We start from the raw sequence: 14,478 nt of genomic DNA, 5'->3' as shown, positions 1-14,478 counted from the left end.
ACGGCTTTGAAATTTCTGCCGCCGAGTTAGGCGAATTTGCGGCGCAGCTCGCCAAAAGCCCGTTTTCGGCTAGCTCATCCAAAAAGCCCGCAAGCTTGAGCGCGCCCCTGCTTACGTAAATTTGATCGGTCGCGCTGATTTCGCCGCTCTGCTCGGGCGCGATCTGCGCAGAGGGTCTATTTTGCACGGCGCCTCGCAGCAAAATTTTATCCTGTTTTATCAGTGCGGTAGCCTGATTTCTGCTGATTTTAAGCGTGTTTGCGACGAGCAGATCAAATCTCATTTTGCTTTTTCTCCGCGCTGCAATGAAATTTTAAAGCTTGTGCAGCTTTTGAGCGGCCTTGAGCTTAAAATTTTATCGCACAAAGCAAAGTCGCGCGTAGCAGTGCCGCAAGGCTCAAATTTTAAGCTGCATGCCACGAATTTAACTATACTGTGCATTGTAAATTTTGGCTCGCCGTGCGTTGCAAATTTTATCTTATCGCTAGCGAAAATTTTAAAATTTTTCCTATCGGCGCAGTGTTTTAGCGCCGCAAAATTTGAGATATTCTTGCTTGCAGCCGTATCTATCGGCATCGTGCGCGCCGTTTTAGCGCCGCTGCAGGCGGAGCCCACACGCCTAGCAGAAATCGCCTCTCGGTTTGCCGCTTTTGCACGCGCCTTAAAGCCCAGCGATCTTACAGCGGCCGCTCGATTTGTCGCTTTTGCTCTTACCGCTTGCTCATGCGCTACAAAATTTTTAAAATTCTCGCGCTTTGTAAAATACGCAAGCGCTGCAGGATGGAGCTTGCTTTTAAAATTTAACCCCGCGCCGTTTACGTGCGGGTTTGGCGCCAAGCAAATAACCTTCACTCGCCGCTCCCTGCAAGCGCTTCAGGCTCGCTCTTATCAGGCAGATTTGCGCCGAGCGTCGCCAGGCTCGCTAGCGCTTCAAACTCGCTCTCGTCGATCACCCGCACGCCAAGCGAGTGAGCTTTTTGTAGCTTGGAGCCCGCTTCTGCGCCCGCAAGCACGAAGTCGGTCTTGGCAGATACCGAGCCCTGCACCTTCGCGCCCATCGCCAAAAGCCTGGCCTTAAACTCGTCGCGCGGACGGCTGAGCGTGCCGGTGATGACGACGCTGCGGCCCGTGAAGGCGCTTTTGGTAGTCTGTATCTCGGGCTCACGCGGGTTGATGATTTCGCTTAGATTTAGAATTTTTTCGCGATTTATCTTGCAAAACTCCGCTAGACTCCTTACCATCGCCTCTCCAAAGCCCTCCAGGCGCAAAATTTCATCCTCGCTCGCATCCAGCCAATCCTGCCCGAATGCTGCGGCGATCTTGCGCGCGGCCACCTCGCCGATGTGTTCGATCCCCAAAGAAGCGATGAAGCGCTCAAGCGGCGCGTTTTTGCTCGCGTTTATCGCGCCCAAAAGGTTTGAAATTTTTTTATCCGCAAAGCCCTCAAGATCCGCCAAATCCTGCGCGCCGAGGGCGTAAATGTCGCCGATCTTTGAAATTTTACCGCTTTCAAAAAGTTGCGTGATCGTTGCATCGCTTAGCCCTTCGATATTCATGCATTTTTTGGAGCAGAAATAGATCAGCGAGCCTATCACACGCGCCTTGCAATCGAGATTTTGACACTTTATGAGCGCGCCTTCGTCAAGCAGCCTCTCGCCGCAAACCGGGCAGTGATCCGGGCGCGAAATTTCGCTCTGCGTGCCGTCTCTGCGCTGTTTGTAAACGCTCGTGATCTTCGGGATCACGTCGCCGCTGCGGATGATGCCTACGAAATCGTTTTTCATCAGCCCAAGCCGCGCGATCTCGTCGAAATTATGAAGCGTCGCGCTTGAAACGTTCGCGCCGTCGATATTTACGCTATCTACGACGGCTACGGGAGTGACCGCGCCGGTGCGGCCGACCTGCAGATTGATCTCGCGCAGCCGCGTTACCTTTTCGATCGCGGGGAATTTATACGCGACCATAAAGCGCGGGAATTTTACCGTATAGCCCATCTGCGCACACTTTGAAAGCTCGTTTACGCGGATTACCATGCCGTCTAGCATTAGATCTTTGCTTGCACGCATGCTATGTAGCGCCTCGTACGCACTCCTGATCTCGCTCGCGCTCTTGCAGATGCGGCAAAACTCGTCGCGCAAAAAACCTAGGCTACGCACAAACTCCATTATCTGCGAGTGCAGCGCAAAGTTTAACGAATGCTCGCCCACTCCCCACGGGATAAATTTTAGCTTCCGCTTCGCTACGATCGCGCTATCTAGCTGGCGTAGGCTTCCTGCGGCGGCGTTGCGCGGGTTTGAAAACAGGCTCTCGCCGTTTGCGGCGCGCTCGTCGTTTAGCGCGTCAAAATCGCTCTTTGCGATCAGCGTCTCGCCGCGGATCTCGATCCTTTGCGCGTAGGGGATCTGAAGCGGCACCGATTTGATCGCTCTTGCGTTTTGCGTCACGTCCTCGCCTATAAGCCCGTCGCCGCGCGTCGCCGCGCTTATCAGCACGCCGCCTTCGTAGGTCAAATTTAAGCTCGCGCCGTCAAATTTTGGCTCGACGTAAAACTGCGCGCCGCTCTTCTCGCCGCGAGCTAGCCACGCCAAAAGGTCCGCGTCGTCGAAAATATCCTCCATCGACCACATCTGCGCGCCGTGAGCGAGCTTGGAAAAGCCCTCGCTGATCGCGCCTCCGATGCGCCGCGTAGGCGAGTACGGCAGCGCGAGCTCGGGGTTTTGCTCCTCAAATTTCTCCGCTTGCGAATAAAGCTCGTCGTACTCCTCGTCGCTTGCGATCGGCCGATCGTCGGTGTAATATGCCCGCGCCCATGCATTTAGCGTATCTACTGCGGATCTGTATTCATCGTAATTCATCTTGCGCTCGCATCTTTAAATTTTAAAATTTCGCGCGATGCTAAAATTTCGCATTCCGCTAGAATTTTACGCTCCGCGGCGGCCCCCCGCGCTCCAAACGCTGCGCCGCATAACGAGTAAATTTTAAATTCCATTGCCGAACTCCTTTAGCGCGCGCTCGTAATCAGCCGGCGTGTCGATGCCGATGCTCGCAGTTTCGATACCTAGCATCGCGATCTTCTCGCCCGCGCTTATGGCGCGAAGCTGCTCGAGTTTTTCGGTATCTTCTAGCACCGAGGCGGGCAGGGCGCAAAACCGCTTTAAATTTCGCACGCTGTATGCGTATATACCGATGTGTCCGAGGTAGCACTCGCATGCCGCGCGTGGATAGGGGATGAGCGAGCGCGAAAAATAGATCGCAAAGCCTGCGTTGTCGAGCACGAGCTTGACTAAATTTGGATCTTCGGCCGCCTGCTGGCTTATGTATTTATAGCAGCTTGCCATAAATGCGCCCTTTTGCGTGATCATGGCGTTGGCGAAATCTTTAAATTTAATCAAATTTTCGCTCTCGAAAAAGGGCTCGTCGGCTTGGATATTGATGATGATCTCGTTCTCCGCAAGTGCTGCGTTTGCGACCGCTTCAGCGATCCGATCGGTACCGCTTTGATGTTCGCGCGCGGTGAGAACGGCGTCAAAGCCGTAATCTTGCGCAATCTTCAAAATTTGCGGCTCATCCACGGCGATTAGCACGCGGTCTGCCTTGGCGGCATTTTGAGCCGTTTTGATAAACATCGGAACGCCATCAAACTCACATAAAATTTTATTTTTAAAGCGCGTCGAAGCAAGGCGCGCGGGGATTACTATCATTTTTTGATCCACTCCATTATGGCGTTTTTGATCTCGCTTTGCTCCACGACGCTGGAGTGCACCTGCGGCGCGCTAAAAAGGCGCGAGATCTGTGGCGGAATGTCGCTGTGAAATTCCTTCGAAAGCGCGATCATATCGGCCCTTTCGTCCTCGCAAGCTCTGCCTTTGATCGCGCCGATCATCGACGGCGTAAATTTAATCCACTTCGCGGTCGAGATGACGAGATTTAGGCGGCTTTCGTCAAGCAGCTTAAAGCAGGTCGCCGTGTGCGGGTCGATCAGCACGCCGCGGCTGCTCTCTTGCTTGATAAATTTAGCGCACTGCGCATCGTCGCAAAAATCCGCCTCAAAAATCTCCCGAAGCTTCGCAAGCTCGCTCGCGCTAAGCTTATAAAATTTATCTCGCGCCAGGCTCTGCATCAGCTCGCTCGTGCGCGCATCGCCGAACATATCGCTAAGCAGCCGCTCGACGTTGGAGCTAACTAAAATATCCATCGCAGGGCTGATCGTGCGGATGAGCTCGCGCCCGCGCAGATCGTAGATGCCGCGCGTAAAAAGCTCGGTTAGGATATTGTTCGCGTTTGAAGCGATCTTGATTTTGCCGATCTTTGCGCCCATTTTTTTGGCGAAATACGCTCCCAGCGCGTTGCCGAAATTTCCGCTAGGCACTATGACGTCGAAGGTGTTAAATTTAGAACCCTGTTTTACGCTCTGCGCGCCGCTTGCGCTCGCTGCGGAGCCAAAATTTTTGCCGCACGCCGCGCACTGATCGCTTTGCTTTAAATTTTGATCTGGGCTCAATACGCCGTGCTTTGAGAAATAGATGCTAGCGTAGAGGTAGTAGATGATCTGAAATAAAATCCTGCCGAAATTTACGGAGTTTGCGGCGCTTAGATTTAAATTCGCTCGCGCGAGCTCGTTTCTGAAATCCTCGTCAGCCAGTAGCGATTTTAGCGCGCGTTGCGTATCGTCGAAGTTGCCGCGCACGCCTAAAATTTTAAGATTTGCCGCGCTTTGTTTGACCATCTGCTGGCGCTGTATCTCGCTCGTGCCGCCCTGCGGGTAGAGGCAGACCGCTTTGATGTTTTCGTCGTCCGCAAAAGCCTCCAGCATCGCAGGCCCCGTGTCGCCGCTCGTGGCGCACATTATTAAAAATTTTTCATTCCTGGATTTTGCGATGCTTTTTAAAAGCGCGCCGAAGGGCTGTAGCGCCATATCCTTAAATGCAAGCGTCGGGCCGTGGTAAAGCTCCAAAATATAGGCGTTCTCGCTTAGTTTTTTGATCTGGACGGGGCAGGCGGGATTTTCGAATTTATCGTAGCGCTTTAGTGCGCTTTCAAAAACTTCGCTGCTTACGTCAAAATCGAAGCTCTCGATGATTTTAAGCGCGATCTGTTTGTAGCTCAGATCCTCGCACTGCTTTAAAAAATCCTCGCTTAAAAGCGGCAGCCGCTCGGGGCTGAAAAGCCCGCCGCCGCTCGCGCTCGGATTTAGCAGCGCGTAGCTAAGATCCGCTTTTTGCGAAAAATCTCTCGTTGAAACCAGTTTCATCTTTTTCCTTTTTAAAATTTTAAAATTTACGCCTGCCTAGGCGCTTTAAATTTGATCGTTTAGACTTTTTGCACGGACTTGCGGCATTGCCGCTTTAAGCCTGCCGCCTCTGCGCTCGCGCTTAAATTTCTTCCTTTATCAAACTTCCTATGCCGCCGTCCGTGAAAAGCTCAAGCAGGATCGAGTGCGGAATTTTGCCGTTGATGATATGCGCGGCACTTGCGCCGTTTCGCACGCACTGCAGGCACGCATCGACCTTTGGGATCATGCCGCCTGCGATCGTGCCGTCCTTTTTAAGCTTCGAAATGAGCGCGGCATCGAGTTTGCTGATTAAATTTCCCTCTTTATCAAGCACGCCGTCAATGTCGCTTAAAAATATCGCCTTGCTCGCTTTTAGCGCGGCTGCAATCCTGCTGGCGCAGAGATCGGCGTTGATATTAAAGCTCACGTTTTCGTCCGTCTCGCCGCCCGCAAGCGGGGCGATCACCGGCAGATAGTCCTTTTGCAGCAGGTCGTTTATCAGCTTGGTGTTTACCTCGGTGATCTCGCCTACGAAGCCGTATTTCTTCTCATCAAGGAATTTTGCCCTCAAAAGCCCGCCGTCCTTGCCGCTAATGCCGATCGCTGGCGCGCCGTTTTGGTTCAAAAGCGCCGTAATCTCTTTATTCACCGCGCCGCTTAGCACCATCTCGGTAATTTCGATCGCGTCTTTATTCGTTATGCGAAGCCCGTCCTTAAACTCGCTGCGCACGCCGATCTTATCCAGGGTCTGATTGATCTTTTTGCCGCCGCCGTGCACGACGATGATCTTGATGCCGACCATATGCAAAAGCACGATATCGCGGGCAAAATCAAGCTTAAGCGTATCGTCGGTTTGCGCCGCGCCGCCGTATTTGACGACGAAAATTTTATCTCTAAATTTACGGATATAGGGCAGCGCGGAGATGATGACTTCGGCGGTTTTGCTCTTTTTTATCATAAAATTCCTTTAAAAACCTTATTTTATCATAGCTTGGTTTATGTAGTTTTGAATTTCGCGGATAAAGTTTTCGCTTAGCTTTAAATTTAGCAAAATCACCGAAATTTCCGCGCTTAAATCCTTCAATTTCACGTAATCTTTCGCCGTACAAAGGATATGCTCCGCATCCTCGCGCCTTAACAGCTCTAAAATCTGCTCTTTTTTGAAATCGTAATGATCCGGAAAGAAGGCGTGGGCTTTTGCGAGCGGCAAAAACTCTTGCAAGCGCCAAGGTTTGGCGATAGCGCTGATTAAGATCGTGCGGGATTTTTCAAAACCAGCCTCTTTGGAATTTAAAATTTTATCCTCGGCGAGGTTTAAATTTGAAATTTCATCCGCGGCGGTTTTTAAATTTAAATCCGAAATTTTATCCGCAGCGGAATTTGAAATTTCGTCCTCAGGATTTGAAATTTCATTCGTGCCGTTTAGCTTACTTTGCAGATCCGCCGCCGAAACAATTTTAAACTCCTGCGAAATATCGCTGGGTGCGGGTATGAAATCCGCAAATTTATAAAAAAACGGCGGGTAGCGATACGCGGCGAACGGCAGGCAAAAGGGCAGCTTTGGCGCGCTTTGCGGGCGTAGCAAGATATCAAATTTAGAGATATTAAATTTAGAAAATCCGTCGTCCAAGATCACGAGCTCAAAGCCGAGAGTTTGCGCGCGCAAAATCCCTGCGGCGCGATCTTCGCTGACGATCACGTTTGCGCCGCGCAAAAACAGCGCGTACTCCATCGCCTCATCGCCGCTTTGCTCTACGTCGCAAAGTATCCGCCCGTCGAGCGCTACTTCGAGCAAGCCTCTACTTTTACGCCCGTATCCGCGAAGAATGATGCAGGTTTTGAGCCCCCCGTTAAATTCTTTAAAAAGCGCCCGCACCAGCGGGGTTTTACCGCTACCGCCAAGGGTTAAATTTCCGACGCTGATTATTGGAATTTTAAATTTTTGTGACTTAGTAAAGAGCCTTTTTAGGCAGACGATAAGCGTATAAAGCAGCGATAACGGCGCTAAAATCACCCCTAGCGCAAGCCACGCGGGGCTCGGGTCGTATAAGTTTCGCTCGATTAGGAGTTTAAACACGATTTTGCGCTATTTCTTTGATCTGCTCGCAGATGTAGCTCACATCGTCGTCGCTAAGCGCCGTATAGATCGGCAGGGATAAAATTTGCTGATAGTTTTTAAGCGCATTCGGGAAATCATTGACCTTGTAATTATATTTGTTTTTGTAGTAGCTTAGCAGATGCACCGGCACATAGTGCAGCGAAACGCTCACTCCGCGCGAGATCAGCGCCTTGGCGAAATCGTCGCGGTTTTTGTCGATCTTTACGATGAATTGAGTATAGATATGCTCCTCGCTGTCGCTTGGAAGCGTCACGTGAGGGCAGTTTGCGAGCTGCTCGCGATACGCTGCGGCGATCTGCTTGCGGCGCTTTATAAAGGCGTCGGTTTTTTCAAACTGGGCGATCGCGTAGGCGGAATTTATAGCGTTAAGATCGTATTTTTGACCGATGCGATCGATGTCGTAGGTAAAGGACATATTGCCGTCTTTGTAAAAGGCATCTCCCACAATGCCGCCGTTTCTTAAAATTTGTGCGGCGTTTGCGATCTCATCGTCGTTCGTAACGAAAAAGCCCGCCGTAGAGATCGCGTCTTGCGCTTGAGGATTGATCTGAAAGCACGATATTAGCGAGCTTTTAAGCGCTCCGATTTTTGCGCCTTTATAGGTAGCGCCCATAGCGCGGCACGCATCGTCGATGAGGATGATATTTTCGCTTTTGGCGACCTCGCTGATGGCGTCTATATCCGCAGCAAGCCCCGCGATGTGCGAGATGAAAGCGCATTTTAGCTTCTTGTGGCGGTTCTGATCTATCGTGCGAGCAAGGCTCTCGCTCGTGATATTAAAGCTTATCGGATCGATATCTACGAAAACGGGCTCTGCGTCGAAGTGGCGGATCACTTCGGCGACGTTGGGGAAGGAATTTACGGAGCATAAAATTTTATCTCCGCGCTTAATATCCATCGCGCAAAGCGCCAGATGCAGCGCCGTCGTTCCGCTCGTGGTAGATACGGCGTGCTTTACGCCGAAGTACTTACAAATATCCTCTTCAAAAATTTCGCTATATCTTATATCGCTGTTGTAGAGGGCGCTTTTGATTAAGTCTTCCTCTTTTTTATCGATTTGAGCCTTATAAAACGGTATCTCTTTCATAAATCTCTCCTTAGTGTGCGGGCTCTATGCGAGCGACCGCGGGCGCGCGAAGCTTAAAATTATTTTTAAGAATTCTACGGACGACAAATTTTACCAGCTCTTGATTGTGGCGCGAGTCTTGCAGATATTTTAGATCGTTTGCGGTTATTCGCTCGCCTGAGCGAAATTTCGTTCGCAACGCTTCGTGCGAAAAAATATCTCTTAGCACGCTATCTAAAATCTCGTAGCTGTATCCAAGCTCACGTTCGTCGCTTTGATTTTCCCATAGATCGGCGCTTGGGGCTTTTTTGATGATCGCATCGTCTATGCATAAAATTTTTGCAAATTTAAATAGATCGGTTTTTAAAATTTCTCCGATCGGATTAAACGCGCAGGCTAAATCTCCGTAAATCGTGCCGTAGCCTAGCATCCTCTCGCTAAGATTGCTCGTGCCTACGACTACGCCGCGTTTTTGCGCGCTGTAATCATAAAGCAAGCTCATGCGTATTCGCGCGGCAAAATTTCCGATGCGAAGCGGGTTTGCACCGGGATTTAAAGCGGTAAAATTTTCTACAAATGGCGCGATCTCTTGGATTTCGTAGGGGATATTAAAGGATTCGCAGTGAAAGATGCCGTCTGCCATATTTTCTAAATTTGAACCCGCACTAGGTAGGATAAGCCCGTAAGTGGGGATCTCGGTAAGTGCACAAAGCGCAGAAACCACGGCGCTGTCAAGCCCACCGCTGATGCCTACTACAAAGGCGTCCGCGCCCGTTTCATCGAGTCTCTCCGATAAAAAATCGGTCAGTTGCGGCAGCAAATCGTCCAAAAACATAATATTTAGCCTTAAAATTTTACGTTAAATTGCGCGAATTTTAACTATTTTTGGCTAAATTACGGCTTTAATTTAAGCTTAAAAGGAGGATTTAAATGCAAATTTTAAAAAAAGCTTTCGGCGAATATGTGACGAATTGCTACATTCTAAAGGGCGAGCAGGGCGATTTGGTGATCGATCCGGGGCAGGGCAGCTTTGATTGGGTGATGCAAAATACGGGAAAGATCGCCGCGGTTTTGAATACGCATGGGCATTTCGATCATGTTTATGATGACGCGAAGCTGCAAAGGGCGGGCGCTAAAATTTATATCCACGAAAGCGACGCCTTTATGCTGCGGGCGGATCCCTTTGAGACGATGCCCGAGCCCATAGAAGCGGACGTACTCGTAAAAGGGCAGGAGCAAAGCTTTGAAATAGCAGGCTTTAACGTTAAATTTAGTCTTTTTGCCGGACATACGCCGGGCAGCTGTATGATCGAAGCAGGCGGCGTGGTCTTTAGCGGCGACGTCATATTCAAAGGCTCTATCGGCAGGTGGGATTTTCCTTTTTCAAGCGGCGAGCAGATGAGAGAGTCTTTGCATAAAATTTTGCAGATAAAGGGCGATTTTACGCTATATCCGGGGCACGGAGCAAATACTAGCCTAGCGGCTGAGAGGCAAAATTTAAAATATTTTTTGCAGCTTTTAAAGCGCTGATCGTTTAAATTTAATTGCGCTTTGTCGCGCAAAAAGCGGTGTAAAGCGGTGTAAAGCGGTGTAAAGCGGGTCGGCGCCGGAATTTATGCCGCTTTGTTTGTAGGTAGCCGAATTTATGCAACTTTGCTCGCATTGCAGGCGCCAAAATTTACAGCTTTATTTGCCGCTGCGAGCGTTGAATTCTGCGCTACGTTCGCACGATGCGCGCATTGGCGTGCGCTGCGTAGATAAAATTTTAAAATTTACCGCCGCTTGATTAAATTTAGTAAAATTTCGCGCCGCCGTGTGCGCAAGACGCAAAGCGTAATGCAAAAGCAAAATTTAAAATTCGTGCCGCCGCGCCGAGCAAAACGTAGCGCACGAGGCGAAATTTAAAATTTGCGCCGTCGTATCGATTCTAACCGCCACAATGCGATCCAATCCAATTCAAGCTCGCTAAATTTAGTCAAATTTCACGCTCTGCCGAACGTAAAATTTTCCCCCGCGAGTCGATAAATTCAGTAAATTTTACGCGTTTTTAAAGGCGCGCATCACGCCCGAAGCCGCACATAGATACGCCTCGGGGCGGGGTAGCCCTCGATCGTGCGCGAGTCGTTGAACGGGTCTAGGAAATTCTCCAAGCTCTGCCCGTCGATCCACTCCGTTTTGCGCTGCTCACTAGCATCCGTGGGCTTTTGAGCCAAAATTTCAAAATCTCTAAATTTCGCCCTCTCGCACCAATTTTGTAGCGCGCCGACAGTCGGGACGAAGTAGATATTTGAAATTTTTGAGTAGCTGTTTTTCGGACACAGCGCGAAATCGCCTGCTCCCTCGATATACATCGTGTCTAAAAACACTTCGCCGCCCGCATTTAGCGAGGCGCGCAGATCTTTTAGCATCTTTACGGGGTCGCTGCGGTGGTAGATGACGCCGAGGCAGAAGATCGTGTCGAATTTATGCTCGTAAAAGGGCAGATGCTCCACGCCCAAAAGCTCAAATTTCGCGCCGCTGCGGAGGAATTTCTCGATGAAGCGAAACTGCAGATAAAATAGCGCGCTCGGATCAAACCCCACTAGCCGCGCAGGCGCTAGTTCGCTTGCGCGAAACATATAGTAGCCGTTGTTGCAGCCCACGTCGGCGACGGTTTTGCCGCTCAGATTTAAAAACGGCCGCAGCAGGTTAAATTTCACGAAGCTTCGCCACTCAGCGTCGATAAAAAGATCATTCAGCGCAAAAGGCCCCTTGCGCCACGGCTTTATCGCTCGCGCGATACGTGTAATCTCATTCTCTTGCTCCGCGCTAGCGCTAAAGCTTGCACGCACGACGTCGCCGCACTCGCAGCCGCACTCGCCTATTTGCAGCGCCTCGATCGCACTTAAAATTTCGCGGTTTTGCCCGCTTTGCAGCTTTTTAAAGTTCTCGTCTCTGATTTTTTGCAGATCCATTTTTAATCCTAAAATTTCAAATTTAGCGCCATTTTAACATAAAATTTTATCCATTTTAAGGCGCAAAGAGATAAAATCGACTTGCAATTCAAGCAAAGGAGCAAAAAATGCAAGAAGCAAAAACGAGAAAATTTAGTCTCAGATTTAATCACGAAATTTCAAGTAGTGGCGCAGAGGTGCGGCTTTGGCTGCCGTTAGTGCTGCAAGAGCCCTATCAGAGGTTGCTTGGCGAATATCATGCCCGCTCAAATGCGCAAGAGTCGGCTATCTGCGGAGATCATATAAGCACGTACTACGCGCGCTTCGCACCCGATAAAGAGGCAAGAGCAGGCGTCGGTAAATACGGCGAGCAAGGTGTCGTAGGCGAAGAGGATGATTATTTTGAGCTTAGCTTCGATATTGAAATTTCGGAGCGAAACACCGATTTTAGCAAGGTAAGCTTTAATGAAAACGAGCGCTTGAGCCCAGAGATCGAGGAGTTTTTAAAGCCTTCAAAGCTAATTCCGGTAGAAGGCGCTGCGAAACAAAAATCAGACGAGATCACTAGCTCGCTTAAAGGCGATCTGGAAAAGGCGCGCGCGATTTACGAGTGGGTCGCAAAAAATATGAGTCGCGATAATAGCGTGATCGCATGCGGCGGCGGCGACGCAGCGACAATTTTAAGCAGCGGCAAGCTAAGCGGCAAATGCGCCGATATTAATAGCGTGTTCGTCGCGCTCTGCAGGGCAGCTGGCATTCCTGCGCGCGCTATTTACGGCATCCGCACGGGCACGGCGTATAAATTTTCGCCTGAAATGGGCGTCATGGGCGCCCTAAGTGGCGGTGCGCTTGAAATTTCGGGCGCACAGCATTGCAGAGCGGAATTTTATCTAAAAGGCTATGGCTGGATCCCGGTCGATCCCGCGGACGTTACAAAGGTGCGCCTAGGCGAAGGCTTAAGCGAGGATGACTCCAAACTCGCGCGGGTGCGCGAATATCTTTTCGGTAACTGGGAGCCGTGCTGGCTGGGCTTTAACTACGCTCGCGAAATCGTGCTAAATCCGCGCCCGGCGCATGTCCCGATTGAAATTTTTTCGCATCCGTATTGCGAAGTGGGCGGTACGCCGAAAGATCCGTACTCGCCTAAAAATTTTATCTACGAGTATTTTTCGCGCGAAATTTAATCCTCTGGCGGCTTGCATTTTACCGCCGCGATTTGCTTAAGCTAAGCCGCCGCGCTTCGTCGAGGCTCAACCGTTTAATCTAAGCGCACGCTTGGTTTTTGCGACAGCGGCGCTTTTGCGTGGTTTTGCCTGTGCCACCGATACATACTGCCTGCGCGCCTAGTTTGCGGGCTATCATGCCCGCTTGGGCGAAATTTCGCGCTATGTCTTTGGGCGAAATTTTGAAATTTTAAAATTCCGCGTCGAGTAAAATTCTAAAATTTTAAAGCGAGCGGAATTTTGAAATTTTAAATATGGATAGAATTTTAAAATTTACGGCTTGCGGAATTTTAAAATTTAGCGATTTCAAAGCCGCAAAAGGCTAAAATCCGCGCGTAAGTTAGGGCTAAGGCTTAGCCATTTTATTTTGAAGGCATTTCATGCAAAGACGCGATTTTTTAAGAAACACTGCGATTTTAGGCGCCGTTATGGCAACTCCGAGTACCATTTTGGGCGGGGAAAAAGCCATTGGCAAAAAGAGAGCTTTCGGGCTATCGCTAAATCACGAAATTTTGGAGAAGGGTAAGCAGACGCGGCTTTGGATACCGCTTCCTCTTATCACGGAGTATCAAAAGGTAAGCGACATAAAATTTGACGGCAATTTCAACGATCCGTCCGTGGACTATGGCGAAATTCCGACGCTCTATGCCGGCTACGTCGGGGTGGCAAAGCCCACGCTAAACATTAAATTTAGCGTCGAGACCTTTGAGCGAAATACCGACTTTAGCAAGGTAAAATTTAATCCGAACGAAAAGCTTAGCCCCGAGGTAGCGAAGTTTTTAGAGCCTAGTGCGCAGATTCAAATCGACGGCGTCGTTAAGCAAAAATCAGACGAGATCGCAGGCGGCATAAAGGGCGATTTGGAAAAGGCGCGCGCGATTTATACGTGGGTGGCGAACACTATGCAGCGCGATAACAGTGTACTAGGCTGCGGCTTAGGGGACGTGAAGCAAATTTTAAGTAGCGGCAAGCTAAGCGGCAAATGCACCGACATAAATAGTGTTTTCGTCGCACTTTGCCGCGCACAGGGCATAGCCGCAAGAGAGATGTTTGGCATCCGCGTCGGCGCGTCGAGGTTTAGCGCTCAAATGGGCGCCGCGCCTAAAGACGGCGTCAGCCATATCTCGGGTGCGCAGCATTGCAGGGCGGAGTTTTATCTAAAAGGTCACGGCTGGATTCCGGTCGATCCTGCGGACGTTACAAAGGTGCGATTGGGCGAGAAGCTAAGCAATGACGATGGCAAGCTCGTTAAAATCCGCGAGTATTTATTTGGTAACTGGGAGATGTGCTGGATCGGCTTTAACTACGGCAGAGACTTCACGCTAAGCCCACGCCCAGCGCAGTTTCCGATCAATAATTTCGGCTATCCTTACGGCGAAGTGGACGGCAACACGCTTAATTACTACTCGCCGAAAGATTTCAGCTACGATTACAGATCGAAAGAGTTGTAGCGGTTCGCGTTTTGCTATGCGGCACGTCGAACTACTTGAGCTTTTTGAGTAGGTATACAAGAAAGGCTTCCCGCTAGACGACTTTGGGCGGATGTGTAAAAGCGCGCCTAATCTACATGCTGCCGCGTCTGCATTGGAAAAAAATTCCGCGCTTTATTTGGCGTGGAATTTTAAAATTTTTTAGAATTTTGTGAGCGGCGAAATTTTAAAATTCCAAGATGAATAAAATTTTGAAATTTTTTGGCGCGCAAAATTCTGAAATTTACGGCTTGCAGAATTTAAAATTTCGCCTCTTTGCCACTCTGTGCGAAATTTGGTAGCGGTAAAATTTGCAGATAAAATTCCACGCCTAAAGCCGACGAGGGTGCGACAAGATTATGGCAAGATTATAATTAAAAGGTAAAATTTGAAAAC

At 49.8% G+C, this 14,478-nt stretch carries 13 protein-coding genes and 1 pseudogene; 3 read left to right on the top strand and 11 right to left on the bottom strand.

Annotated elements, in window-relative coordinates:
- The 10 genes and pseudogenes from Q0614_RS10455 to nadE all read right to left on the bottom strand — a co-directional run.
- Positions 1–283 (bottom strand): annotated as a pseudogene (locus Q0614_RS10455) (hypothetical protein); the annotation flags it as partial.
- A complete protein-coding gene (locus Q0614_RS10450) occupies positions 280–852 on the bottom strand; it encodes a hypothetical protein (protein ID WP_298788574.1) in 573 nt (190 codons plus the stop codon). The pseudogene Q0614_RS10455 and the gene Q0614_RS10450, both read right to left, overlap by 4 nt.
- Positions 849–2,855 (bottom strand): NAD-dependent DNA ligase LigA, encoded by a 2,007-nt coding sequence (gene ligA / locus Q0614_RS10445; RefSeq protein WP_298788572.1) that lies wholly within the window; start codon positions 2,853–2,855, stop codon positions 849–851. Before ligA ends, Q0614_RS10450 begins: the two co-directional genes overlap by 4 nt.
- Entirely contained in the window at positions 2,852–2,989 is a 138-nt protein-coding gene (locus tag Q0614_RS10440; protein ID WP_298788570.1) for a hypothetical protein, read from the bottom strand. Before Q0614_RS10440 ends, ligA begins: the two co-directional genes overlap by 4 nt.
- The gene (gene kdsB / locus Q0614_RS10435; protein WP_298788568.1) at positions 2,979–3,701 is read right to left on the bottom strand and encodes a 3-deoxy-manno-octulosonate cytidylyltransferase; all 723 of its coding nucleotides are present in this window, start codon (positions 3,699–3,701) and stop codon (positions 2,979–2,981) included. The genes Q0614_RS10440 and kdsB overlap by 11 nt, the downstream gene beginning before the upstream one ends.
- Positions 3,698–5,251 carry a threonine synthase gene (gene thrC / locus Q0614_RS10430; RefSeq protein WP_298788566.1) on the bottom strand — a complete coding sequence of 518 codons (1,554 nt, stop codon included), beginning with the start codon at positions 5,249–5,251 and terminating at the stop codon, positions 3,698–3,700. The genes kdsB and thrC overlap by 4 nt, the downstream gene beginning before the upstream one ends.
- 121 nt (positions 5,252–5,372) lie before the next feature.
- A complete protein-coding gene (argB, locus tag Q0614_RS10425; protein ID WP_297990348.1) occupies positions 5,373–6,230 on the bottom strand; it encodes an acetylglutamate kinase in 858 nt (285 codons plus the stop codon).
- Between the two features lie 18 nt (positions 6,231–6,248).
- Positions 6,249–7,349, bottom strand: coding sequence for a tetraacyldisaccharide 4'-kinase (locus tag Q0614_RS10420; protein WP_298788565.1), 1,101 nt, complete (start codon positions 7,347–7,349; stop codon positions 6,249–6,251).
- Positions 7,342–8,478, bottom strand: coding sequence for a DegT/DnrJ/EryC1/StrS aminotransferase family protein (locus Q0614_RS10415; protein WP_298788563.1), 1,137 nt, complete (start codon positions 8,476–8,478; stop codon positions 7,342–7,344). The genes Q0614_RS10420 and Q0614_RS10415 overlap by 8 nt, the downstream gene beginning before the upstream one ends.
- Positions 8,479–8,488: 10 nt before the next feature.
- Positions 8,489–9,292 (bottom strand): NAD(+) synthase, encoded by an 804-nt coding sequence (gene nadE, locus Q0614_RS10410; RefSeq protein ID WP_298788561.1) that lies wholly within the window; start codon positions 9,290–9,292, stop codon positions 8,489–8,491.
- Between the two features lie 95 nt (positions 9,293–9,387).
- Here nadE and Q0614_RS10405 point away from each other — a divergent pair, with 95 nt between their 5' ends.
- On the top strand, positions 9,388–9,987 hold the full coding sequence (locus tag Q0614_RS10405; protein WP_298788559.1) for an MBL fold metallo-hydrolase: 600 nt from the start codon (positions 9,388–9,390) through the stop codon (positions 9,985–9,987).
- A 530-nt stretch (positions 9,988–10,517) separates the two neighbouring features.
- Here the strand turns inward: Q0614_RS10405 and cmoB are convergent.
- A complete protein-coding gene (gene cmoB / locus Q0614_RS10400) occupies positions 10,518–11,411 on the bottom strand; it encodes a tRNA 5-methoxyuridine(34)/uridine 5-oxyacetic acid(34) synthase CmoB (RefSeq protein ID WP_298788557.1) in 894 nt (297 codons plus the stop codon).
- A 107-nt stretch (positions 11,412–11,518) separates the two neighbouring features.
- Between cmoB and Q0614_RS10395 the strand changes: the two genes are divergently transcribed.
- Both Q0614_RS10395 and Q0614_RS10390 read left to right on the top strand, forming a co-directional pair.
- On the top strand, positions 11,519–12,574 hold the full coding sequence (locus tag Q0614_RS10395; protein ID WP_298788555.1) for a transglutaminase-like domain-containing protein: 1,056 nt from the start codon (positions 11,519–11,521) through the stop codon (positions 12,572–12,574).
- 419 nt (positions 12,575–12,993) lie between these two features.
- Complete coding sequence (locus tag Q0614_RS10390; RefSeq protein ID WP_298788553.1) at positions 12,994–14,064, top strand: transglutaminase domain-containing protein; 1,071 nt, start codon at positions 12,994–12,996, stop codon at positions 14,062–14,064.
- The last annotated feature ends 414 nt before the right edge of the window (positions 14,065–14,478 follow it).

The sequence above is a fragment of the uncultured Campylobacter sp. genome, assembly GCF_937997595.1.
Lineage (GTDB): Bacteria > Campylobacterota > Campylobacteria > Campylobacterales > Campylobacteraceae > Campylobacter_B.
The sequence above is the reverse complement of the archived record's forward strand: the minus strand, read 5'-3'. Positions and strand labels throughout refer to the sequence as shown.